The organism is Desulfosoma profundi, assembly GCF_055387865.1.
Window position 1 is genome coordinate 3465844 of record NZ_AP042420.1, and the last position, 23317, is coordinate 3489160.

20 protein-coding genes, 2 tRNA genes and 1 pseudogene are annotated in these 23317 nt (G+C 56.9%); 8 read left to right on the top strand and 15 right to left on the bottom strand.

Annotated features, from left to right (window positions below; genetic code table 11):
• Positions 1-122: 122 nt before the first annotated feature.
• Positions 123-223: pseudogene (locus ACZ5K9_RS14985) on the top strand (transposase); the annotation flags it as partial.
• Between the two features lie 643 nt (positions 224-866).
• Positions 867-1760, top strand: a complete 894-nt coding sequence (locus ACZ5K9_RS14990; protein ID WP_464272126.1) for a chemotaxis protein CheW — start codon at positions 867-869, stop codon at positions 1758-1760.
• 679 nt (positions 1761-2439) lie between these two features.
• Here the strand turns inward: ACZ5K9_RS14990 and ACZ5K9_RS14995 are convergent.
• Positions 2440-2516: transfer RNA gene (locus ACZ5K9_RS14995), tRNA-Arg, on the bottom strand.
• A gap of 50 nt (positions 2517-2566) precedes the next feature.
• Here ACZ5K9_RS14995 and ACZ5K9_RS15000 point away from each other — a divergent pair.
• Positions 2567-3088: a DciA family protein gene (locus ACZ5K9_RS15000; protein WP_464272127.1), complete on the top strand. Its 522-nt coding sequence runs from the start codon at positions 2567-2569 to the stop codon at positions 3086-3088.
• 70 nt (positions 3089-3158) lie between these two features.
• Here the strand turns inward: ACZ5K9_RS15000 and uvrC are convergent, their stop codons facing one another.
• Positions 3159-5051: an excinuclease ABC subunit UvrC gene (uvrC, locus tag ACZ5K9_RS15005; RefSeq protein ID WP_464272128.1), complete on the bottom strand. Its 1893-nt coding sequence runs from the start codon at positions 5049-5051 to the stop codon at positions 3159-3161.
• 414 nt (positions 5052-5465) lie between these two features.
• Here uvrC and ACZ5K9_RS15010 point away from each other — a divergent pair.
• A tRNA-Pro gene (locus tag ACZ5K9_RS15010) sits at positions 5466-5542 on the top strand.
• A 55-nt stretch (positions 5543-5597) separates the two neighbouring features.
• On the opposite strand, the gene ACZ5K9_RS15015 is transcribed toward ACZ5K9_RS15010, so the two are convergent.
• Positions 5598-7634 carry a hybrid sensor histidine kinase/response regulator gene (locus tag ACZ5K9_RS15015; protein ID WP_464272129.1) on the bottom strand — a complete coding sequence of 679 codons (2037 nt, stop codon included), beginning with the start codon at positions 7632-7634 and terminating at the stop codon, positions 5598-5600.
• Positions 7606-8502: a transporter substrate-binding domain-containing protein gene (locus tag ACZ5K9_RS15020; protein WP_464272130.1), complete on the bottom strand. Its 897-nt coding sequence runs from the start codon at positions 8500-8502 to the stop codon at positions 7606-7608. The genes ACZ5K9_RS15015 and ACZ5K9_RS15020 overlap by 29 nt, the downstream gene beginning before the upstream one ends.
• Positions 8503-8616: 114 nt before the next feature.
• On the opposite strand from ACZ5K9_RS15020, the gene ACZ5K9_RS15025 reads away from it, so the two are divergent.
• On the top strand, positions 8617-9249 hold the full coding sequence (locus tag ACZ5K9_RS15025; protein WP_464272131.1) for an Ntn hydrolase family protein: 633 nt from the start codon (positions 8617-8619) through the stop codon (positions 9247-9249).
• Positions 9250-9473: 224 nt separating this feature from the next.
• On the opposite strand, the gene cutA is transcribed toward ACZ5K9_RS15025, so the two are convergent.
• Entirely contained in the window at positions 9474-9806 is a 333-nt protein-coding gene (cutA, locus tag ACZ5K9_RS15030; protein ID WP_464272132.1) for a divalent-cation tolerance protein CutA, read from the bottom strand.
• A gap of 51 nt (positions 9807-9857) precedes the next feature.
• On the opposite strand from cutA, the gene ACZ5K9_RS15035 reads away from it, so the two are divergent.
• Positions 9858-10589, top strand: coding sequence for a hypothetical protein (locus tag ACZ5K9_RS15035; RefSeq protein ID WP_464272133.1), 732 nt, complete (start codon positions 9858-9860; stop codon positions 10587-10589).
• Here ACZ5K9_RS15035 and ACZ5K9_RS15040 read toward each other — a convergent pair.
• The 10 genes from ACZ5K9_RS15040 to ACZ5K9_RS15085 all read right to left on the bottom strand — a co-directional run bounded on the left by ACZ5K9_RS15040 (position 10586) and on the right by ACZ5K9_RS15085 (position 20336).
• Positions 10586-11977, bottom strand: a complete 1392-nt coding sequence (locus ACZ5K9_RS15040) for an undecaprenyl-phosphate glucose phosphotransferase (protein WP_464272134.1) — start codon at positions 11975-11977, stop codon at positions 10586-10588. The two genes, ACZ5K9_RS15035 and ACZ5K9_RS15040, sit on opposite strands and share 4 nt — an antisense overlap.
• A gap of 6 nt (positions 11978-11983) precedes the next feature.
• On the bottom strand, positions 11984-12757 hold the full coding sequence (locus ACZ5K9_RS15045; protein WP_464272135.1) for a WecB/TagA/CpsF family glycosyltransferase: 774 nt from the start codon (positions 12755-12757) through the stop codon (positions 11984-11986).
• Positions 12757-13950, bottom strand: a complete 1194-nt coding sequence (locus tag ACZ5K9_RS15050; RefSeq protein WP_464272136.1) for a glycosyltransferase — start codon at positions 13948-13950, stop codon at positions 12757-12759. The genes ACZ5K9_RS15045 and ACZ5K9_RS15050 overlap by 1 nt, the downstream gene beginning before the upstream one ends.
• Positions 13947-15107 (bottom strand): glycosyltransferase, encoded by a 1161-nt coding sequence (locus ACZ5K9_RS15055; RefSeq protein WP_464272137.1) that lies wholly within the window; start codon positions 15105-15107, stop codon positions 13947-13949. The genes ACZ5K9_RS15050 and ACZ5K9_RS15055 overlap by 4 nt, the downstream gene beginning before the upstream one ends.
• Entirely contained in the window at positions 15104-16324 is a 1221-nt protein-coding gene (locus ACZ5K9_RS15060; RefSeq protein ID WP_464272138.1) for an O-antigen ligase family protein, read from the bottom strand. Before ACZ5K9_RS15060 ends, ACZ5K9_RS15055 begins: the two co-directional genes overlap by 4 nt.
• Positions 16317-17561: a lipopolysaccharide biosynthesis protein gene (locus tag ACZ5K9_RS15065; protein WP_464272139.1), complete on the bottom strand. Its 1245-nt coding sequence runs from the start codon at positions 17559-17561 to the stop codon at positions 16317-16319. Before ACZ5K9_RS15065 ends, ACZ5K9_RS15060 begins: the two co-directional genes overlap by 8 nt.
• Positions 17562-17689: 128 nt before the next feature.
• Positions 17690-18691, bottom strand: coding sequence for a UDP-glucuronic acid decarboxylase family protein (locus ACZ5K9_RS15070; protein ID WP_464272140.1), 1002 nt, complete (start codon positions 18689-18691; stop codon positions 17690-17692).
• Between the two features lie 51 nt (positions 18692-18742).
• Positions 18743-19714, bottom strand: coding sequence for a hypothetical protein (locus ACZ5K9_RS15075; protein WP_464272141.1), 972 nt, complete (start codon positions 19712-19714; stop codon positions 18743-18745).
• Positions 19715-19918: 204 nt separating this feature from the next.
• Positions 19919-20122: a DUF6485 family protein gene (locus tag ACZ5K9_RS15080; RefSeq protein WP_464272142.1), complete on the bottom strand. Its 204-nt coding sequence runs from the start codon at positions 20120-20122 to the stop codon at positions 19919-19921.
• A 22-nt stretch (positions 20123-20144) separates the two neighbouring features.
• Positions 20145-20336 carry a hypothetical protein gene (locus ACZ5K9_RS15085; RefSeq protein WP_464272143.1) on the bottom strand — a complete coding sequence of 64 codons (192 nt, stop codon included), beginning with the start codon at positions 20334-20336 and terminating at the stop codon, positions 20145-20147.
• Positions 20337-20491: 155 nt separating this feature from the next.
• On the opposite strand from ACZ5K9_RS15085, the gene trkA reads away from it, so the two are divergent.
• Together trkA and ACZ5K9_RS15095 are read left to right on the top strand one after the other, a co-directional pair.
• Positions 20492-21859 carry a Trk system potassium transporter TrkA gene (gene trkA / locus ACZ5K9_RS15090; RefSeq protein WP_464272144.1) on the top strand — a complete coding sequence of 456 codons (1368 nt, stop codon included), beginning with the start codon at positions 20492-20494 and terminating at the stop codon, positions 21857-21859.
• On the top strand, positions 21856-23307 hold the full coding sequence (locus ACZ5K9_RS15095; RefSeq protein WP_464272145.1) for a TrkH family potassium uptake protein: 1452 nt from the start codon (positions 21856-21858) through the stop codon (positions 23305-23307). The genes trkA and ACZ5K9_RS15095 overlap by 4 nt, the downstream gene beginning before the upstream one ends.
• Positions 23308-23317: the final 10 nt, after the last annotated feature.

The window sequence follows — 23317 nt, forward strand, 5'->3', positions numbered from 1 at the left end:
AGATGCTCAGGTATTATGGTCACTACAGTAACGTCTCCCGGGGCAAGCGGAAAAAAGAGGACTGCGACGAACTCATTCCCTCGATCCTGGAACCGGATGGCTCATCTAAGGAATACAGACGAAACTGGGCCCGGCTTATCCAAAAAATCTATGAAGTGGACCCCCTTGACCTGTCCCAAATATCAGGGAAAGATGCATATCATTGCTTTCATAGAGGACGAGGAAGTCATCAAGAAAATCCTCAAGCACCTGGGATTATGGGAAATCAAGCAAAGGCCGCCGCCAAAGTTAACCGTGCCCCCCGAATACAGCATAGACTACTCTGTATCTCCACTCCCAGGGGCCGATAACCGGCTTTATGCGGACCCGGTTTATCCGGAGGTTTCCTCTTCCTGATGTTTGAAAGAAAGATGGGTTCGAGGGGTTACTTTACCCAAATTTCCAGCATTTCCGCCTTTCCCAGTGCCACAGGAGTGCAAACGACACTCAGCCCATGCAGGTCCGCCCAGAGCTCAGGCGCCCCTATTGTCTGGCCTTGCCCTGACCACAATATCCTGCGGTCAGGTTGTCCTTGACACGCAAGCCCGTTTTCACTACGCATCTTCCCCGAAAAAAGCGAGTTCTTATCACTTCAGCCCCGCGAGATACCCTCCGCCGAGGATCGCCCGCTGAATTGCATTCAAGTTCATCATGAATTGTGCCGATATGCAGAATGAGGCATCCTCCTTTGGCAGGATCCGGGCTGCGTGGGCTGCATCCTCGGAGACAGATGAGGGCTGCTCGTCTGGCCACATCTTGTCGAGGTCCCTTGTGCCCCATGGCAGTTGCAGACAAGGTCGTCAAATTCCAAAAACGCGGGGGTAGACATGGCCCTGGCCATCCAAGAGGTCCATAGTGTCGTTCAGGCAGCCACCCAAAATGTTGCCTACAAGGGCTACGCAGACGGCTCGGTGGAATTTTTCGGGGACCACATTGAAACATTGACCGGCTATCGACGCCACGACTTCAATACAAAGAAAATCAAATGGATCGATCTCATCGAGGCGGAGGATCGTCCGGCAGCCCGCCAGGCCTTTGTGGATGCCCTCAAGGGTGACAAAACCTACGTGCGCCAATACCGGATTCGCACCCAATCGGGACGCGTTCGATGGCTGCAGGAATGGGGGCAGATCATCTGCAATGAGGATGGAAAAATCGACAGCGTTATGGGCATCCTCATTGACATCACCGAACACAAGCGCGCCGAAATGGAACGGCTGCGGGCCGAAAGAAGGGCAGGCAAGTATCTCATCTTCCTCTTGAACCAGGTCGCCTACGGCATCCAAATCGTAAAAATCAAGGAGATTATTGGGATACAGCCCATCACCCGCGTCCCCAAAACCCCCGATTTTGTCAACGGGGTGATCAATCTTCGAGGGAAAATCATTCCCGTGGTTGACCTTCGCCGCCTCTTTGGTCTGGAAGCTTCTCCGTTCGGACAAAGAACCTGCATCATCGTCTTGGAAGTGCAGGGAAGCGGCATCCCGCTGCTCTTCGGAGCCGTGGTGGACGAGGTCAGAGAAGTGCAGCCTCTTCGGGCCGACGACATTGAAGATGCGCCCCGCTTCGGCATGAAGGTGGAGCCTCGTTTTATCCTCGGCATGGCGAAAAAGGACCGGACGGTGATCACCCTGCTGGATATTGACCGTGTGTTTCATGCCGAAGAGCTTCAAGCTTTGCAACAAATGACATCCAAACCAGAACCGTCGCCGTCGCTTTAAATGGGCGACGACGCCTGCGACGTGCCCAGTGGTTCAACCACCTCCCGCAACCGCCGCGCGCGGCGGAAAACATGCACGGCTTCGGGCCTTGCCCACGCCCCGGTAGAGATTCTCTGCGTTTTCCGATGCCCGAGGTGGGTCCGCGGCACAGGCGGGTTCGACCATGGGTGGCCTCAAGGTGTGGGGCGGGCCATGGGGGATCCCGTAAGGGATTTTCGACGCGTTCCGGTCGCATGGCTTTTCCTGGGATTTCTCATTTCGGGATTCGTCGGGGCTCGCATGCCCGAAGATTTCGCCTCATGGGTTGCCCCGCTCCCGAATGCCGGTCCATGGCCCTCAGGCGTCTCATAGGCCCGTCCCGATACATGGGCGCGAGCGCTTTCACATCCATCGTCGCCGCCATCGGTCTGTCCCGCGCCAACGCCGTACTTGTTCAAGACCTGGGATTCGGCGAGGCGGCGAGGAAGCACGCAAGATCACTTCTGACTCACTTTTCTTCACCCATTGGATGATGAAGTCCCGCCGGAATATGTGGCATTCTCTGCGTTATAACAACAACTTAAATACCAAGGTTCCCCCCGGGTTCCCCCCGGGTTCCCCCAAGGCACTAAACGAGGTTTGATGGTAACAAAATGCTTTTACAATGTGTTGATTTGATTTGGAATGTGGTTTAGAAATTTGGTGCCCCCGGCAGGATTCGAACCTGCGGCACCAGGATTAGGAATCCTGTGCTCTATCCTCCTGAGCTACGGGGGCTCTCGGGAAAGGTTGCTCGCTCATAGCATAGGCAAGGGAGCATTGCAAGCATGCAGGAGAATGTCCGGGGAAGGGATTCCAACGCCGAAGCGGTACCTGTGGGGCAGTTCATCAAAGAAGTCTTGGCGCAGCAGCCGTCCTTCGCCTGCCGGCCTCTCGGGGAGTGGAAAGAGCTGGTGGGCGAGAGCGTCGCGCAGCATTGCACCCCTCGGTCCCTCAAGAACGGACGGCTGGTCATCATCGCCCAAGACAGCGTCTGGAAGCACCATTTGGAACTCCACAAGGAAGCCCTTCGGCAACGGATCAACGAGCGCTGGGGCCGTCTGGTCGTCCAAGAAATCGTTATTCGTGTGGGCGAAGTCCATGAGGTTTCGGAGACGCTGGACGCCAATTACCGGAAACTTCAAAACCTAGCCCCCCGAAAAACCCCAAAAAGAAAGAAAAAGCCAGTTTCACGGAAACTGACCGAGGCCGAAAAGGATTTCATCGCGTCCCTACCCGACAAAGATCTTCGAAAAATGGCCGAAAAACTTTTACGCTTCACGCCCGCGTCCTCCGAAGACTCCACGTAACGCCCTGCAAGAACACGCCGTCATGGGCTCCTTCCCGGGGACCTCGGGCCCTCCTCGCAAGACGTCCGGGTCATGAGGACGTCGGGCGCTCTTTCTGAAAATAATCCAGGATGTTTCGGGCCACGCTTTCAGGAATGCCTGGAAGCTGCATGAGGTCTTCCAGCGAGGCCTGGCGCAGGCTTTCCATATCGTCAAAATGGTTCAAAAGAGCCTGTTTGCGTTTTCGGCCCAGGCCCCGGACGGCATCCAAGGCTGATCGGAGAAGTTCTTTTCGGTGCCGATACTTGTATCCGCTGATGGCACATCGGTGGGCTTCATCCCGAAGGCGCTGAAAAAAGTGGAGCACATGGGGATGGCGGGCCAGGAACACGGGATTTTTCCGTCCCGGAACATAGACCTTTTCATAAAACCCTCGACCTTCCGGCCCCACGTCGTCTTCTTTTTCCTTGGCCAGGGCCAGCACCGGTACCTGTGCATGAAGCCCCTTTGTTTCCAGGAGCTGCCGAATGCGGTTCAATTGGCTTTTACCGCCGTCCAAAACCAAAAGGTCGATGTTTTGGAAGGACCGACGGCGTGAGGCCAAAAGCCGCTCCACGGTTTCCGCCATCATGGCCGGATCGTCGGGCTCGGACACGGAGCGGATGGGAAAACGGCGGTAAAGGGAAGGACGAGGCTTTCCATCCACGAAAGTGACTGCCGCCCCTACGGCGTGACGCCCACCCATGTTGGAAATGTCCACACACACAATGAGGCGGGGTCGGCGGGGCAGGTGAAAGATTTCCATGATGCTTTGTAGGATCTCATGGGATGAATCCGTGCGGTGGAGGTGACTCCGATGCTGCTCCCAGGCGTTTTTGTGGGCCAGGTCCAGCAAGGCGCGGCGCGCCCCCCGCTGCGCCGCCCACAAGCGCACGGGACGTCCTCGAATCTCTGTGAGCCATTCTTCCAACGTTTCCCGGCCTTCCACCTCCGCCGGAACGATCACTTCATCGGGAATCCAGCGCCCCTCACCGTAAAACTGTTGAACGAAAGAGGCAAGGATATCCGGCGGACCGCCGGAAATGCCTTCCAGGTGGTACGTCTTCTGTCCCACCAAAGCGCCTTGCCGAATAAAGAGCACCACCAGGGTCCATCGGTCGTCTTCGTGGACCACACCCAACACATCCTGATCCGTAGACCGGGTGGAGACGATATTTTGAGTCTCCTGAAGTTCCTCGATGTACTGCAACCGGTCGCGATAGAACGCCGCCTTTTCGAAATCCAGGGCTTCCGAGGCCTGCTGCATTCTTTCCCGAAGCAGACTTTGGAGCTTTTGGGTCTTGCCCTGGAGGAAGAGGATCACCTCATCGACCATGCGACGATATTCTTCCTGGGAGACTTTCCCGGCACAGGCACCGAGGCACCGCCCCAGGGAATAGTTCAGGCATGGGCGTTCCCGAGGAACGAGCTTGGTAGACTTGCACAGACGCAAAGGAAACACCTTGTGGAGCACCTTCAGGATTTCCCGGAGGGCATGGGCGGCGTGATACGGCCCGAAATAGAGCGCGCCGTCTTTTTCAAAGCGCCGGACCACTGACAGCCGAGGATAGGGTTCCCGGGGGTCCAGCCTCAAGGCAGGGTAATTCTTGTCGTCCCGCAACACCACGTTGTATCGAGGCTGATAGCGTTTGATCAGGCTGGATTCCAGCAGCAAGGCTTCCTTTTCGTTGCCCGTGACGACGAATTCCAGACGTTTCGCGTTCTTGACCAGGGCCTGTGTCTTCAAGGGAAGCGTATGGACGCCGCGAAAGTAGGCGGCCACCCGTTTTTGGAGATCACGGGCCTTGCCCACGTACAAGACATGTCCGGTCCCATCCTTGAAAAGATACACACCGGGTTCATGGGGCAGGCGGGGGACATCCACGTGCAATCCGCCGTTGGTTTCCTCGATGACGCCGGGCGGGGAACAGCTCTCCTTTTCCACAAATGCCACCTCTCGAATTTCTCTCGGTCTGTCATGCCTCTTCTTGTCTTCTATATCATCGCCGCGCCTCGGGGGCGAGGATGTCGTCGTGGATTGGGCCAAGGCTTCACCGCCGATCTGATCCAGACGGGCGCGGACAAAATGAACCCCTGGGCGCCGGCAGGAGAAACGGGGGCTTTGGCGTGGGTGTGGGATGGGCCCTGACGGTGTTGAAACGACGACTCGGTCGCACGACTCGGCGCGCGGCCTCGCCCCGACAGGGCATGCGATGGAACCAAAAAAGGGGACGTGGGGACGTTTTTCATCATCCATGACAGCCCTGTAGGCTTTTCGCGCACCAGGGATGCCAAGGACAGACGCCACGGCAGGAAAAGTCTGGACAGGCAAGACGTGTTCTGATAGAAGAACCGTCGGCGGGACGTGGCTCAGTTTGGGAGAGCGCTGCGTTCGGGACGCAGAGGTCGCTGGTTCAAATCCAGTCGTCCCGACCATTGTGAGGGGTATCCGAAGCCGAAGAATCATTCTTCGGCTTTTTTTGCGTGCGGCTCACGCGGTTGCCTGGGATTTTCGATCCAGAAGGTTGCGGACCGCCCAAAGCAGTTGATCGGCGTTGAAGGGTTTGGCCAGAAAATGAACCTCGGGCAGCAGAATGCCTCGATGTGCGAGCTGATCATCGGTATACCCTGAGATGAAAAGCACCGGCACCTCGGGCAAGACCTGGGCCAGTTGACGGCTCAACGTCACACCGTCCATTTCGGGCATAACCACATCGGTGATCACAAGGTGGATTTTCGGTGCGCGGCCCAGCGTCTGCAGCGCTTCCGCACCGGAGGCGGCCGTTATCACGTGATAGCCGACTCCCCGCAAGACGTCGTAAACCATGGCACGCAGGGAGTCCTCGTCTTCCACCACGAGAATGGTTTCTCCACTGTGCGACCCCTTAACAGCCTTCGAAGACCGCTTGTGGGTCTGTTCCGGCTCCTTCAAGCTTTTTGGAAAAAGAATCTCGAATGCGGTGCCTTGGCCGACGGCGCTCTCGACGAGGATATAGCCTCCAAGCCGCTTGACGATCCCATACACCGTGGCGAGACCAAGACCGGTTCCTCGTCCTTCAGCTTTTGTGGTAAAGAAGGGTTCGAAAATCCGCTGCTGAACTTCCGGGGTCATTCCGTGCCCATTGTCACTCACACGCAGGCACACGTAGTTTCCGGGTTTCACCGTAAAGTGCCCAAGGTCCCGACCGCCGGTCAAGGGCTGATTCCAGGTCTCGATGGCGATCCGGCCGCCCTTCGGCATGGCGTCTCTCGCGTTGATCACAAGATTCAACAGAATTTGTTCCAAAAAGACAGGGTCCCCATAGACAGGCCACAGATCTTCAGCGAGGTCTCGATGGAGGTCAATGTCCTCGCCCACGGCACGCTGGAGCATTGGGGAAAGGTCCTGGATGAGCTGGTTCATATTGAGAGGCACGGGTTGCATGACTTGCTTCCGGCTGAAAACCAGAAGCTGCCGTGTCAGGTTGGCTGCTCGTTCGGCCGTCTTTTCAATCTCGTCAACCCGCTTTTTTATTGAGGGATCCAGATCGTTCTTGTGCCGGATAAGATCGCAGTAGCCCAGGATGATGGTCAAGATATTGTTGAAATCATGAGCGATGCCGGCCGACAATCGGCCGACGGCTTCCATTTTCTGTGAGTGCAGCAGCTGTTTTTGCATGTGCACTTCTTGCGTGATGTCTCGTGCGCATTGAATCACACCGAGCATCTCTCCCGCACGGTCGCGCAACCGTGCCGCCACGATGCTCATGTGCCGTTTTTCTCCCCGAACGGTAATCTTTCCGGTCAACTGCAGTCCCTCGGAATGGAACGGAAGGGGCTGCGCCTGCCAGTCGGGGTGTTGTTCAAGAAGTTCATCGACGGTCATATCTAGAAGCAAAAGGGCGGGGATGGGTAAATCCTTCCCTTCCAAAACAGGCTTAAGGGTGAGGGGACGCCCGATGACCTCTTTTTGGGACATCCCGGTGATGGTCTCACACATCCTATTCCAAAAGACGACATTCCCTTCAAGGTCGATGACGAACAGCGCGACGGGCACGCCGTCCAAAACTGTCTGCAGGTACTGTCTTTGCTTTTCCTGCTCGTTTTCCAAGGCTTTATGTTGGGATACGTCTCGAATGCACGCCAAAACACGCGCTTCACCGGACTCAAAAAGGAGGCTGAGCTGAACTTCCGTGCTGATGCTTTGGCCATTTTTGGTCTTATGGACCCAATCGAACCGCTGTGGACATCCCGATAGAGTGGCATCCAAGAAAACCTTGCCCTTGCGGTCAGACGATTCGCCGTCGGGCTGCACCTCAGGGGAGAGCTGCATGGGGGTTTGACCGACGATGTCGCTGACACCGGCCTTGAAGAAACGGCAGGCCGCCGGATTACATTCCAAGATTCTCCCCTGCTCGTTGAGAATCAACAAAGCGTCATTGGCTTTTTCAAAAACGGCTCGGTACCAGTTTTCCGCTTCGGCCAACGCGGCTTGAGTGGCGCGATGTTTTGCAATCGCATCATCCAGGCGGCCGTGGACATCCTGCACGTGACGGCCCTTGAGGCGAAGCTGCCGGCGCAAAAAACGCGACAGTCCCGAGAACCAGAACAGTCCCCAGCGTGAGGTAGAGATAGCTCTCCAGGATACGGGCATGAGCGGTTTCCGCCGGCATGTGGAGCCATCGTGACATGGCTTGGTACAAGGGCGAGTGCTCGTCCGTCTTCCATTGCTGGACATGGTGATCGATAGCCGAAAGGATTGTGGCCGGAGCATTCAGTGAGGCCGCGAATTTCAATTCCACGGGATGCACCACGATGGGCGTGGGCTGAACGGCATACCGCTTTTGTGCAAACGTGCCGAAGATCCTATTGGTGAGACCGAGATCCGCCCGGCCGCTTTCCACCATCGCCATGACCGTGTCATAAGACGGCACCTCGGTGTAACGGACCTCAATATGGAAGCGGTTTAGAAGGTCCATTAAAGGCGGGCCGTAGACATCCGATCGCAGCACCGCGATGTGCTTTCCTTGAAGCTCCATGATGCTTTGAACGGAGCGGCCTTTGGCGGAAAAGAGAACGCCCCAGTTGGTGAGGACGGTTTCCCGGCTGAACCGGGAGAAGCGCACCCGATCCTCATTTTCGGCTATGGCCAAAACTAAATCCACGTCGTCATTTCTCAACGCGTTTAAGCAGTTTTCCCAGGATTCGTGGCGATATTGTAAAGACCACCTTTCCTCCCGAGCGATGCCGTTCAGGATTTCCACGAACAAGCCGGACGGATTGCCATCGGCGTTGCGAAAGGTCAGCGGGAAACCGTCGTAATAACAGACCCGAAAGATTTGACCTTGTGATGTTTCCGCACGCAGGAAAACGAGGAGGCACAAAATGATGGGCCAAGGATACCGTTTCTTGCCCATGGGATAGCTCCTCCTTAAAATAAGCAAAACGGAAAAATGTCGTTGTTTTTTCGTTTTGTAACGGATTGCGGAGGTTTCCGCAACATGTTCAACCAACGAAGGAAGGAATAAGCCATGTCGCAAATCATCGCCGGTCAGACCAAAGAAGGGATTGTGTTGGCTGTGGACGCCAAAGCCGTGGACGTGGACATGCAAGGCAACATCGTGCATACCACGGTGGATCGCCTCTACCCCTTAGGTCCTCGAGCGGCTGTCGCCGCCGGAGGGGCTCCGGAAGGGGCGGAGATGGCACGCCTCCTGAGCCGGTTTATCGCTGAAGAGAAGCTGGAAGAAATCGAGGACATCTACCCGGCGGCACTTTCTTTCCTGTCTTCCCAATTTAACGACTTCGCGCGCAAGATCTGCCGTGTGGTTCCGGTGGATCCTGTGCACCAAATCCATTTTATCCTTGCGGGCGTTTCCCTCCAGGATCAAGAGAACCCGTATAAACTGTATCTTGTGTGGACCAAGAAAAAGCAACCACAGCTGGACGGTGAGGAGATTCGGTATGCTTTCACGGTGCCCCGACGGATGGCGCTGGAGTACCGCCTGAGCCAGATGGCCCAAAGAGGGGCGACGGTGGACGAGATGCTTCAGGAACTCCGTGCCGCTATGGAATCGCTCACCTGGTATAAAGAAGAAGTCGGCCCGCCGTATCGGTTCGCCGTCCTGGGGAAGGAAGGGTTTCGCGAGGTTCCGTCGTCCTGAGAAGTTCGCCAGGATTTCCTGGAACGGGGGATGTCGTCGAGGCGGCCTTCTCGACCGCACCGACGGCATCCCTGTCAAAAAGCAGTGCAGCCACCCGGGTGGCGACACGTGGGAAAGTCGGCAGCCGACCCCAAAAAAAGTTGGGGGGAAGGTGCGTCAGCGCGTTTGAGGAGTCGATGTCTCCCGAGGGACACCTTCTGAATCGCGCCCCGCAACGATGAAACTCACGGTGATGGATTCTGTGTATTTTCCACCACCCAGTTCAAGTACGCCGGGAAGCCCCGTTCTACGGGCACCGCGACAATCTCCGGAACCTCATAACTGTGCAAGGCCTTGACACGTGCCTCCAAGAGGGAGAAGACATGACGTGTGGTTTTGACCAGAAGGAGGCATTCCGCATCATCACAGATTTCCCCCTTCCACCGGTAGATGGAACGTACGGAAGGGATGATGTTCACACACGCGGCTAAACTTTCATCAACCAGGGCTTGGGCGATTTTGGAAGCTTGTTCCGGATTGCCCACCGTAATGAAGGTGATCAAGACGTCGGATGACATGCTCGTCCTCCTATCTCCTGAGCAGGTGTTTTCCTAAGGGTCAGAATCCTCATGCAGAAGAACATAGCGAATCCTCTGAGCGAATACAATCGAGACCAATGGGTGAGTTTCATGGCCATCAAATCGGCGATGGAAACCATGGGGGAGCGGAAGCGGACGGCATTGCGAAACGCGGTCGAGCCCTACCTCGCCTTCCGCAGCGACCTCCGACGGTTTCACGAAAGGTTTTTCGCTCCCCATTGTGCGACAACGTGTTTCACTTCCGCGCGGAGCGCCTGCTGTGGATTTGAGAGCATCTTCACCTTCTTTGCGGATCAGGTGATCACCTATCTTGTTTCGGATGCCGACGGAAGGGAAAGGATTTTTGAGGCCTTAGTCCGGCCTTATCGTCCGGACCGTTGCGTCTACCTCGGACCGAAGGGCTGTGTCTGGACGCTGCCTCCGATTTCTTGCGCCATGTTCTATTGCGATGAGATCAAAGAGCGTGTCTTACAGGGGCGGCCGAACATCTCCGGTCTTTGGCAAAGGCTTCGGGAGACCGAAAGGATGTTCACCTATCCGGACCGTCCCGTCCTTTTCGATGCCATCGAAAGTGTTTTTCTCGCTCTAGGGGTGAGTTCCCCTCATATGTACTTTCACACAAGCCCGGGTCTCCTCCGCATCAAGAGGAAATCCGGGCTCTGGGATTCAGAAACGGCCGATGCCTATCTCGACCTGGACGCCAAAGAGGGCTGTGCAGATCGACGGCTGATGGCCGCAAATCCCCCGAAGTCACCTTCCTAGTAGGCGTTTTCGCTTTTCCAGACTTGGAAAACGGTGAGAAACAGGATCTTGATGTCGAGCCACAGAGACCACGAGCGCAGATATTCCAAATCGAATTCGACGCGTTTTTGCATTTTTTCCAGTGTATCGGTTTCGCCTCGCCAACCCTTGATTTGAGCCAATCCGGTGATGCCGGGCCGCACCTTGTGGCGCAACATATACCCAAAGACTTTCTTTCGAAATTCTTCGTTCAGGGCCACCGGATGGGGACGCGGTCCCACCAAAGACAAACGGCCTTGAATCACGTTGATGAGCTGCGGGAGTTCGTCGAGGGAGGTTCTGCGGAGGAACCGCCCAAGAGGTGTCACGCGGGGGTCTCCCTTGGTGGCTTGCTTGAAAGTATAGCCGTCTTCACAGACGCTCATGGTTCGGAACTTGTAAACCTTAATGGGCCGGCCATCGAGGCCATAGCGCCACTGCTTGAAGAGGACCGGGCCGGGGGAGGTGGCTTTCACGAGCACGGCGATGACGGCCATGACCGGGGCGGCGCAGAGAAGAGCCAAGCTTCCCAGGATCAGGTCTTCTGCGCGTTTCAGCAGGTTATTGACCCCCATGTGTGGGGAATCCCACAGACCCACGAAAGCCATATTGTCCAGTCGAATGATGTGTCCGCCGACAAAAACGTCCAAAAGAAAAACATCGGGGACGACAAAGACGGAGGCCGTCGTGTCGGCGAGTTCCCGCACGAGCCACTCGGTCTTCTCGTAGGCCTTGGTGGGTAAGGCCAAGTACACGTGGTGGATATTGTTTTCCTTAACGTATTGGGGAAGATCCACGAGCGGCCCGAGGTAGGGCAGGGTATCCAGCGGCGTATCGCTTTTGTCGTCGAAAAACCCGTTGATTTTCACACCAATCCAAGGGTTTTCTCTGAACCAGGCAACGAGATGTTCGGCCAAGTGGCCGCGACCGGCCACGACGCCGTGGCGCATGTTCCAGCCCTTGGCACGCAGGCGTCGGACGATGGTACGCAGCACCCATCTTTCCGAACACAGGACGAGCGGCAGGATGAGCATCCACGACAGGACCACCTCTCTGGTGTAGATGGCGTTCAGCTTCAGCGCGTATGCGAGAACGAGAGAGCTGCTGAAGAGGATCAGACAGCCGAGGAGCACCCGGTAAAGCTCCTGATGGAGAGGCGTTCCCCGCCAAGAACGGTAGATCCCGGCGAGATGGAAGATCACGAATCCTTGAAGAAAAATGACACTGGCCGCCGCCGGGTACAACGGTTCATGATAGGTGCGGTAATAGACACTAACGGCAAGAAATAACAAAGCGGCGAGCATCGAGTCCAAAAGCCGGTGGGTGGAAATGAGTAACGGTTCGTAAGAGCGAAGACGTCCTTCACTCATAGGGGGTTATCCTCGACCATGGGGTTGGTGCAGGATGCGGCGGGTTGCGAATTCCTTCGCCACAAGTCCGGTTAAGTAAAAAGGTTCGATAAGATAGCGCTTCCACAAACGCTTTGGTTCGCTCAGGAGCCGATACAGCCACTCCAATCCGAGGCGGCCCAGCCATCGAGGCGGCATCGGGACAACACCGGCAACAAAATCAAAACACGCTCCCGAATTGAGAATCACGTGGGTGGGCAAGGCATGGAAATTCTCCAGAATCCATGATTCCTGCCGCGGCATGCCCATGCCCACCATGAGGATGTGGGGCTGGAACCGGGCTATTTCTTGGAGCACGGCCTGATTTTCCGCTCCGTGGACGTCGAAATAGCCGTGGTGGGTTCGGAGGTTCAGGCCGGGGGCCGCCGATGTGAGGATGGCAGCGGCTTTCTCACCGACTCCCGGGCGTCCCCCCAGATGGAACACCCGGTAGTTTTTCCGGGCAGCCTCCTGCATCAGGGGAACGATCCAGTCCACATATGTCGTCCGGTGCGTGGCGTTAAGCGGAACCCCCAAAAGTTTGGCCAGCAAGATCAGCGACATGCCGTCCACATGGAGGAGATGGGCAGCGTCGCAGAAGGCGCGGAATTGGGGGTGATGATGGTAGAGATACACGCTGTGGAGGTTGTGATTGGCGATCACAATCTTTTGGCGGTCTTCAACCGCTTGGACGACACATCGGGTGAGCTCGGCCGTTGTCAGCCGATGGACCGTGATGCCCAAAAAACGAACGGCTTCCATCACGCCCCTCTCCGCGACAGGATGCGTTCCACTTCTTTGATGAGATGAGTGACGCGCACTTCCCATCCATGATAGCTCAATATGTTCCGGCGCGCCTTGATTCCCATGTCTCCCCAGCGATTCCGTTGGCGGTAAGCCTCCCGGAGCGCTTCTTTGAGCTCGCCCATGGACTCCGGAGAGAAAAGATACCCTGTTTCCCCGGGTTCCACGACACGCACGGCGTCTTCATAGGCGGCGGCCACCACGGGCTTGCCCATGGCCAAATATTCGTAAAGCTTCAACGGGGAATGATACATGCTGCCGATTTTCAGCGGCACCTGGCCAGAATAGCCCACGTCGATCCGACCAAGCACCAGGGGGACCTGATCCCACGGCACGTTCCCGAGGAAAACCACCCGATCGCCCAGGCCTTTGTCTCGAACCAGTTTTTCCCACGCCGCCCGTTCCGGGCCGTCGCCGGCCACGACCAAAGCCCAATCCGTCCCCTGTTGTTTCAGCTCGGCCATGGCCGTGATCAGCCGGTCCAAGCCCTGCCAGGCAATAAGGCTTCCGACGAAACCTATGGTGGGCAGGTCGAAATATCGCGAACCATCGGCCTTCGCAGGATCAAACCTTTGGGTGTCCACCCCGTTGGGGACGAGCACGATTTTGTCTTCACGCACTCCGGCTTCCCGGACGAGGATGTCCCGGAGCGGTTTCGTAATGCAGACCAGCACGTCACAGTCACGATAGGCCTGGATTTCCAGCCGTCGAGCGACCGGGCTCAAAGCGATGCTGCGTCGTTCCATCTTGGCTTCGTAAAAAAAAGGTCCGTTGGTTTCCAGTATCCAAGGGATGCCACGGCGCTGAAAGTCCCGTCCGAGGGACTGAAACACCCCAAAGCGCTCGTAGACCCAGTCCACCGGGCCGATCTCTTCCCATGCCACCCGCTGATTGCGGTGGGCGAGGACAAGTCGGACAAGATCTGCAGCAGCCCGAGTGAACAGACCTCGGCGCAATTTTTGCTCCGACCCCGGTGCCACCCAGCCGGTGGGCATGCGGTCGCCCACGATGAACGGCCTCACCTCCCAGCCCAGTTGTCGAAAGGCACCGATAAAACCAAGGATATGGGACTTGGGTCCAGCCGCTTCCGCTTCCGGCCTTGTGGAGACGCGGGGAGCTCCGGATAAATACCCTAAGGTTCTCCTCTTCATGTCCATCCACCTTCGTAGCATACCTGTCGGTAAAGATTTTCCAGCGCTTCGTTCTGACGACGCCGATCAAAATGGGCTTTCACCCACAAAGGGCCCGCTCGACCCATCTCATCCCTGAGATCGGGATCTTCCAAAAAAGCCTTGAGATATTGTGCCAGGGCCGTCACATCCCCTTCCTCGGCGAGAAATCCGGTGGTCCCGTGGGCCACCACTTCCGGAATCCCGCCGACGGCGTAGGCCACCACGGGCAAGCCGCAGGCTTGAGCTTCCAGAAAAACCATCCCGAAACTTTCCGCCTCCCCGTTGGGCATACTGATGCTGGGCATGGAAAAGACGTAGGCTTTTTGCATTTCATCACGGACAGCGTCGTGAGGCTGCGCGCCGAGGAATCTGCATCGTGCCCCGAGCTTCCGCGTCGCCAGATTCTCGTAAAGACTCCGGTCCGGTCCATCTCCGACGACCACCAGATGGAGCTCCGGAAACTGTTCCTGGATCCGCGAGACGGCCTCGATGAGATGGTGGAGTCCCTTGAGTTCCACCAGGCGCCCGACGAAAAGGATCCGACCGTATCGGGGTTGGTTCCCCGGCGTGAACCGTTCGAGATCAATGCCGTGGGGGATCACGACGATCTTGTGCTCGGGTATTCCTTGCCGGGAGACAGCCATCCTTTTGACGAAACGGCTGGGAGTTATAAAGGCCCTCGCCGTGACAGCCAATTTTTTCCGACGTAGGCGATACAGCCGATGACCAATGGGAGAACCCCACACGTATTCGTCTTTGATGGTGGCGTCGCTTCCATGATAACTCACAACGAGCGGTACCTTGAGGCGCTCGGCCAAAGGCATGGCGAGGGTTCCGTCCGGCCCGAAATGGGCATGGACCAAAACAGGACGCAAGGATCGGCACCACGCCAAGACGTCCCGGGGAATTATTCCGAAAAACTTGAAAAGGACCTCACGCACGAACCCCCGAGGCCCGCCGTGATTCAAGAGGCGGAACCGATCTCGGGGCAATTCGATCCGCGGGGGGTGGCCGGGTTTTGAGCCGACGAGGAAGGCTTCGAAGCGCTCCAAACCCAGACTTTGATTCACCACAAAGGTCTCGCTCAATGGAAGGAGATGATCCCTGTAGATCAACACACGCGGCCGTTGTGTCACAAGTGCGCCTCCTGCGTCTCCGGAGCTGTGGCCGCAGATACGGCCAGAAGCCAGAGGATGCTGTTCGGTCTCATGAGGTACGACTCCGGGAGGTTGTAGAGCAAAACAAACAACCCGAGGAAGACCCAAAAGATCGCCAGCGGACGTCCCTGTACCGCGGCGCGACCATGGTAGTAGAGGGGGCTGAGGAGGAACCCGGCGGCCAGGATCACCCCCACAAGGCCAAGCTCCAACCAGATGTCTAAAAAGCCGTTGTGAGCGTGTTCCGGAAACCATGTCATCGCTCTGTACACTTCAGCGGAGGGGCCCTCCCACCCCAGCCAAAAAGCACGAAAACCGTATCCCGTCCAAAGTCTTTCCCGTAGGAGAGGGATCAGTGCCGCCCACAACGGGGTGCGTCCCGTCAAGGTGATATCCCGGCGAAGGAGCTGCAGGATGAGGTCGAAATTGAGAACGGCGTAGAACCCCAACGTGACCAGGCCCAGGGCGAGGACGAGGGCCGTGGATCCTTTCCACACCTGCCTCCGGGGGAGTTCCCGCAGACCGAGTCCCAAAACCGTCAAAACACAGATGAGCACCAAAGACGAAGCGGACTGGGAGCGCCAGAGGGTCAAACCGCCCAAAACCAAAGCCACGTTCCAAAGAGTGGTTCTTTCGTCAACCCAACGGAGAAAGGCAAAAAAAAGAATCCCCACAGCCGAGATACGACCGAGCACGTTCTTGTGGAGAAATGCGCCGTTCCAAGCCCCTTCGTGGGGATACTCCATCACCGACCAATGCGGCGCACACAGCACCAGAACGAAACTTGTGAGCAAGGTGATCAGCACTGTCCAGCCCACGAGTTTCAAGAAATCGTGGTCTGAAAACCGGATGCGTAAGGCCATGGCGTAAACGGCGGTGAGTGCCACTCCCGCCGTTCTTCGGAGTGTCAGGTCCGGCGCTTCAGACCACAAGAAGGATAACCCGGCCCACATCAACAACATCCATAAAAGAGGTGTTCGCATTGCCGTGCGAAGGCACTTTTGCGGCGCCGTGACGATCACGATCCCCACAAAACACACGGCAAAGGCCGCCATGAGCACTTGTTCGGTATCAACGCCGGAGGCTTCCGGAAGGCCATGCAGCTCCTCCCACAGAGGGAGAAAGAAATCCATGAGCAGCATGAGCACGGTGGCATGCAGAACTTTTTCTACGGCGAAACACAGGGACTTACCCATAGCGCTTCCTCAACACCCACGCCAGAACCCACAACCCTACGGCTAAGGCCCCGTCCGAAACCAGACTACTCCACGCGGCACCCCGCCAACCGTAGTGCGGGATCCACCAGAGGTTGAGAGCCAGGTTGACCAGAGCGACAGCGACTTGAGCGGCGCTGCGATGACCTTGGTAGCCCGAGCCTGTAAGAGCGTCTGCGGCGAGAAAATGCACCGTGCGGATAAGCAGCAGAGGCGCAAGCCATGGGATGATGAGCGGGGTCAAGGCATAATCACGCCCGAGAATCCACGGAAAGATCGGAGCGCAGGCTGCGAGCCCCAACCATGCGAGAACGCCGTAGCCGCAAGACCACGGCAGGAGCTTTCGGGAAAATTGCAGCGCGGCGCCGAGTCCTTTGGCTCCCTCCTGGAAGAACCGAGGATAAGTGGATGCGAGCAAGGCCTTGATCGGGGTGAACCCGGCGTCCACCAAGCGATAGCACGCCGCGTAGGCTCCGGCCATGTCTCCAGTGCCTAATCGCAGAAGGAGTGTCTTGTCGATGTCGTTATACGCCCCTTGTGCAGAAAGGCTGATGGCAAAGTAGAATCCCTCCCGCCATTGACCTCGAAGGGGTTGGAGGGACCAGCGAGAGCTTCCCCATAGCGCGCGGACCCAGAAGACACCGAAAAGACCGGAGCCGAGTCCGCTCACCATGTAAAAAAAAGACCACAAGCCCGCCGTTTTCTCCCAGGGAAGAAGCCACAAAGCCACGGCACCGACAAGGCGCAATAGACTCACGGCGCTCCAGATGACCGATGTTCCGGACAGTTTCTGCTGAGCTTGGAAAGCCTGACTGGCAAGGTCAGCGCACCGGGTCCCCAGAAGATCGGCCACGGCAATGGGCGCCATGACCGTCCATGCCAACTGCGGGCTGAAGAGCAGGGCACCGATGCCGACGGCACCGGCAATGAGAACAAGACCTGAAAGCAGCGCCGTAAGCAAGGCGGCGCCCCAGTAGGCCGAAAACAGCTCGGGGGTTCGGGCCGTGTGCTTGATAAGTATGTTGCCCGTGCCCCACGTGGCAAAGGGCACCAAAACGGACACCACGGCGAGGCAGCCGGAGAAGACGCCGAACGCTTCCGGTTTAAGCACCCGGGCTACGAGGACGAAAGTGGCAAACTGGACACCCAGGCGAAAGCCGAATCCGCCCAACATCCACAACGTGTTCCGAATCAACAATCCCGACGCCGGCAGTTTCAACGAGCGCCTCGTGAAGTCCCCATCAACGCCTGGTTCCGCACACCTGATCCTCAAGGCTTCATTTTTGGGAGACCTTGGAAATCCGCCCGCGGTGCTCCCAAAGAAAAAGCCTGCAGTGCCGATCCGGCCTAGAATCCCGCGGAATTCGTGCCGGATGTCCCTGCACCTTCAAGGCTCAGGTTGCGCTCGCGGAGGAAATTGTCAAAATAGTCGATGGTCTTTCGCAGTCCTTCGCGGAGCGGGACCTTGGGTGCCCATCCAAGGAGGTTTTTCGCTCGAGTGATGTCCGGACGGCGCCGCACAGGATCATCTTTGGGCAAGGGCTCGAATTGAATCTCTGATTTGGAGCCCGTCAGTTCCAAGACTAACTCGGCCAGCTCCATGATGGTGAACTCGTCGGGGTTACCCAAATTGATCGGACCTGTGACCTCTTCGGGCGACTCCATCAACCGAATAAGCCCATCGACCATGTCGTCCACATAGCAGAAGGACCGTGTCTGGGACCCGTCACCGAAAACCGTCAAGGGCTTGTTGAGCAAGGCCTGGACGATGAAGTTGCTGACGACCCGCCCGTCGTTGGGATGCATCCGCGGCCCGTACGTATTGAAAATCCGAGCCACCTTGATGGACAGTTTGTGTTGGCGACGATAATCGAAAAACAAGGTTTCCGCACATCTTTTGCCTTCATCATAGCATGAGCGGGGGCCGATGGGATTCACGTTGCCTCGGTAGTCTTCCGTCTGAGGGTGTACCGTGGGGTCGCCATAAACTTCCGATGTGGAGGCCTGGAGAATGCGGGCCTTGAGTCTCTTCGCCAACCCCAGCATATTGATGGTTCCATGGACACACACTTTCGTGGTTTGCACCGGATCATTTTGGTAATGCACGGGTGAGGCGGGGCAGGCCAAGTTGTAGATCTGGTCCACCTCGACGAACAGTGGAAACGTGATGTCGTGACGGTGGAGCTCAAAAAACGGATTATTCAAAAGGTGGACGATGTTTCCTTTGGTGCCCGTATAGAAATTGTCCACGCACAGGACGTCATGACCCTGGGCAAGCAGCCGTTCACAGAGATGCGACCCGAGAAATCCGGCGCCGCCTGTGACAAGGACCCGTTTCTGCAGATGCATGGAGATCCCTCCTTTATTCGCTCCGTTGAGCGCCGCCAACGGGGGCGCGGTTTAGGCTGAGCGCGCCATCGATATGCCCATTCGTCGCTGCTGCATGACCAGACCGAGAAACAGTCCCAAGGTTCCCCCGGCCAGAACAGCCCCAATGAAGTGCCATTTCTTTTGCGGGCGCACCGGATGAGCACTGGCTACCGGGGGCACGACCTGTTCGAGAGGGACCAAGGCGGCGAGCTTTTGCTGCTCCAAGCTCTTTTCCGCTTCCAGTCGGCGTTTTTTCAGGTCCAACGAATCGCGGGCGAGCTTCAAAGAAGCCAACGTTTGCGCGTCTTCGGCGATTTCACCCCGGAGCGTCTGCGCCGTTTTCTCGTGCTCCAAGAGCACATGATACACGTGGGGATCCGGCTTTAAGGAGGCCATTTCCTGGATGCGTTTCTCCAAGGTTTCCAAAAGCCGGCGCTTGGAAAGGAGCGCCGCCCGACGCCCTTCCATTTCCCCATCCAAGGACGGCCCCTCTACGGCATCCACGTGCTGGAGCAGGCTTTCCACCGACTGGATCTTTTCCTGGATTTTTTTCGTGGAAACGGCGATGAGCGGTTCCTTACCCGAGGTTTGGTAATGATGTAACAGATTATCGTAAAACTGCTGGAGGAGCCGGACACCTTCGGCCGGATTGGGATGATAGAGGGTCAAGGTCACGGTGGTGGCACTGCGGCCCTGAGCCGGGTACAACGTCACGGTTCGGCCTGGGGCGTTGCCGTCGGGAAGAAAAGCACGATAGGCATCCTGGCGGAAAAAATCCATGACGTCCCCGACGTTCCAACTCCGGATCTCTTTTCCCGTCTCGTCAAATGCCGTGATTCCGGGACGGACCTGCATTTTGACGGCATAGAGCGGCGTCGCCTGCCAGAGGTAAACGGCTGCGGCCGCCACAGTGATCGCGATGCACACCACGACGAACTTCCAGGAAAAAACCAAAAGATCCACGATGTCTTGGAGGAAATGGCGGTGTTGATCCGTCTGCATAGCACGGCTTCTCCGTCGATTCATGATGGGGCGGCGTGTTGAGCCGCATCCGCCCCGGGACGCCATGGAAAAAAACCCCTCCCTTCCGGAGAGGGTCGGGGCGATCGGGCGCCATATCTACACGAGCCCGCAAGGCGGGTCAATGGGAATCCATGGAAGTGAAGAGCAAAGGAAGGTCAGGGCTGGTCTACCGTGCGGGGGATGTCAAACTTTTTTCTGTTGCACCAGACGGGCAAAGTGCTCAAAGGACCGATCGTAGGTGCGCTCGGCATCCTTAGGGAAGCAGCAGCCCGGGAGCTGACGGCTCTTCAAATGATACTGAAGGCATTCACAACACAGCCCCTTTTTGGCACAAGGCTCATAGGAGCACAGGCACATTTCCAGATTCTTTTCTTTTCGGCACTCCATGGGGGTCCCTCGGCGTGTTCTGTCAGTGATGGGCTTCCTGGCCCGCTTTCTTGTCCCCTTTAGCGATGATGAGGCTTAAGAGGAAGAGGAGGACGATTTCCCACACGATCACCGCGGTCCACTTTTCAAAAAGATGCCAAAACAATCCACCGCCGATAATGGCGGGGACGACCCCGACGACCAACATGCCGATCCGCCATGCCCACTGTGCCATATGTTCCTCCCATGTGAGCTTTATTTCACAACATAAGCCTTTAACAGATTCCACGGCCTCATGCAAGCCCTTCTCTCGGCTTCCCTCGCCCCTCAGGTTCTGATACACAAATGAGGATCGGCAGAGACGAACATCGCAACGGAGGAGGCGGCCTCTTGAAACTGATCATCGTGGGAGCAGGGGAGGTCGGGTTTCATATTGCCCATAGGCTTTCTCAGGAGAATAAAGAAGTTGTCGTCATCGACAAGAACCCTGAAGCCTTGAAGCGTGTCACGGAATTTGCCGATGTTCAGGTCCTGGAGGGTTCCGGTAGCGCCCCGAAGATGCTCCGGGAAGCCGGTATTGAAGAAGCCCAGATGTTTCTTGCGGTGACAGACTCTGACGAAACCAATATCATCGCCTCCCTTTATGCCAATATCCTGGCGCCGCACATCAAAAAACTGGTCCGCATCCGCAACGAAGCCTACACCCATTTCCAGCCGGGGCTTTTGGAAAAGTACCTGAATCTGGACAAAATCATAAATCCGGACCAAGAATTGGTCCGGACCATCGGAAGGCTGATCGCCGTGCCTGATGCGGAAGACGTGTGGGATCTGGCCGAGGGGCGGATTCTGCTCATCGGGATCCGCGTGCCCCCCCATTCCCGTCTCACGGGCAAAACGCTGGCGGAACTTGGTTCTCTCGCGGAAGACCTCCCTTACATCATCGGGGCGATTTTCCGGAATGAGACCCTCATCGTCCCCACAGGCAAAGACGTCCTTTGCGCCGGGGACCTGATCTACGTAGTCGCCGACAATGACAGAATGCACAAGGTGCTGGGTTTTTTTGGGTGTCGAGGAAAACCCCCGGAAAACATTTTGATCGTCGGGGGTGGAGACATTGGACTGCGGGTTGCACGGTATTTGGAAAGTCGAGCCTTACGAGTCCGCGTTCTCGAAAAAGATCGCCTCCGGTGCGATGTTCTCTCGCAGTCTTTGGACAAAACCATCGTTCTGCATGGAGACGGGACCGATCAGAACATCCTGATGGAAGAAAATATCGGTCAGGTGGAATTGGTCCTTTCACTTACAGGCGACGAGGAAACGAATATCTTGTGCTCTCTGTTGACCCAAAGACTGGGGGCTCAAAGGGTCATCACGCGCATCAGCAAGTTTGCTTACATGTCCATCGCTCAAGCGGTCGGCCTAGGGCGCGTTGTGAATCCGCGCCTGTCAGCGATCAACAGCATTTTGCGGTATGTGCGACGGGGGAAGATTCTTTCCGCCGTTTCTCTCAGAGGGGAAGAAGCTGAGGTGTTGGAGGCCGAAGCCATTGCGGACTCACCGATTGTGAACCGCCCGCTGAAAGACGTCAAGTTTCCCAAAGGTGCGTTGGTTCTGGCGGTGGTGCGCTCCAATGAGACCGCCATTGCTTCAGGCAGTACGGTTATCCGACCGGGTGACCGGATCGCGATACTGTGCGCACGAACGGCCATCCCCCAGGTTGAACAGCGTCTTTCGGTGCGAGTCAGACATTCACGATGATGCCTTGGGTTTTTGTGTGCCGGGTGATCGGAGCGCTCTTGTGGTGCATCGGGGGAACCCTGATTTTGCCCCTCGCGTTTTCCATTGCCTACAGAGATGGCGCGCACATGCCCATTCTCATGACCATGGCCGTGGCGGCGGCCTCGGGTGGCTTGCTGTTTCTCATTTCAAGGAAAGCGGCCCCAAAGATCATCGGTCACCGGGAAGGGATCGCCATTGTGGCCTTTGGATGGGTTGGCGCGGCGGCTCTGGGTGCTTTGCCCTTTTATTTCGGCGAGACCTTTGCCAGCTTTACGGACGCCTTCTTCGAATCCATGTCAGGTTTTACCACGACCGGCGCTTCTGTGCTCACCAACGTCGAGGGGGTCCCGAAAGGTCTCCTCCTCTGGCGTGCCTTGACGCATTGGCTGGGCGGCATGGGGATCATCGTTTTATCCCTGGCCATTCTTCCATTTCTCGGTGTCGGTGGGTTGCAGCTCTATAAAGCCGAAGTGCCGTCCCCTGTTCCAGACAAGCTGCGCCCCCGCATCAAGGACACCGCCTCGGCCCTTTGGAAGGTCTACATTCTCTTTACCGTGCTCGAAACAGGACTTTTGATGGCCGGTGGAATGAGTCTGTTCGAAGCGCTATGCCATACTTTCGCCACGCTGGCCACGGGAGGATTTTCCACCAAAAACGCTTCCATCGGCCATTATCAGAGCGCGTATGTGGATGGGGTCATTGTCGTCTTTATGCTGATCGCAGGAATCAACTTCTCGCTCCACTATCTGGCGCTCACCGGAAAGCCCTTGGCGTTTTGGCGGGATCCAGAATGCCGCTTTTTTCTCGGGTTGACGAGCGTGTTCATTGCCGTGACCACCGGGTCTCTTTATGGGACGGTGTATCACGATATCGGCGAGGCTTTTCGATTCTCGGCCTTTCAGGTTGCCTCCATTATGACCACCACGGGCTTTGCCACGGCGGATTACGAAACATGGCCACCTTTGAGCCAGGTGGTTCTCTTTCTGTGCATGTTCCTTGGAGGGTCTGCGGGATCCACCGGAGGGGGCATCAAATCTTTGAGGATCATACTATTGGTCAAACACGGTTATCGAGAAATGTTGCGCCTTGTCCACCCCCATGCCGTTTCGCCGGTAAAGTTGGGAGGCAGGGCGGTGCCAGCGGATGTCTTGCACAGCGTGTGGGGGTTCTTTATCCTTTATCTCGGGCTGTTCATCTTCTTTTCGCTGCTTATGGCCGCCATGGGACTGGACATGATCACCGCCTTCTCATCGGTGGCGGCCACCCTGGGCAACATTGGCCCGGGCTTCGGCGGCGTCGGCCCCACGGACAACTACGCGGCGATCCCCTCTATGGGCAAATGGCTGTTGTCAATGAGCATGCTTTTGGGGCGTTTGGAAATCTACACGGTATTGGTGCTTCTGATCCCGGAGTTCTGGCGGCCGTGAAAGGGTCTTC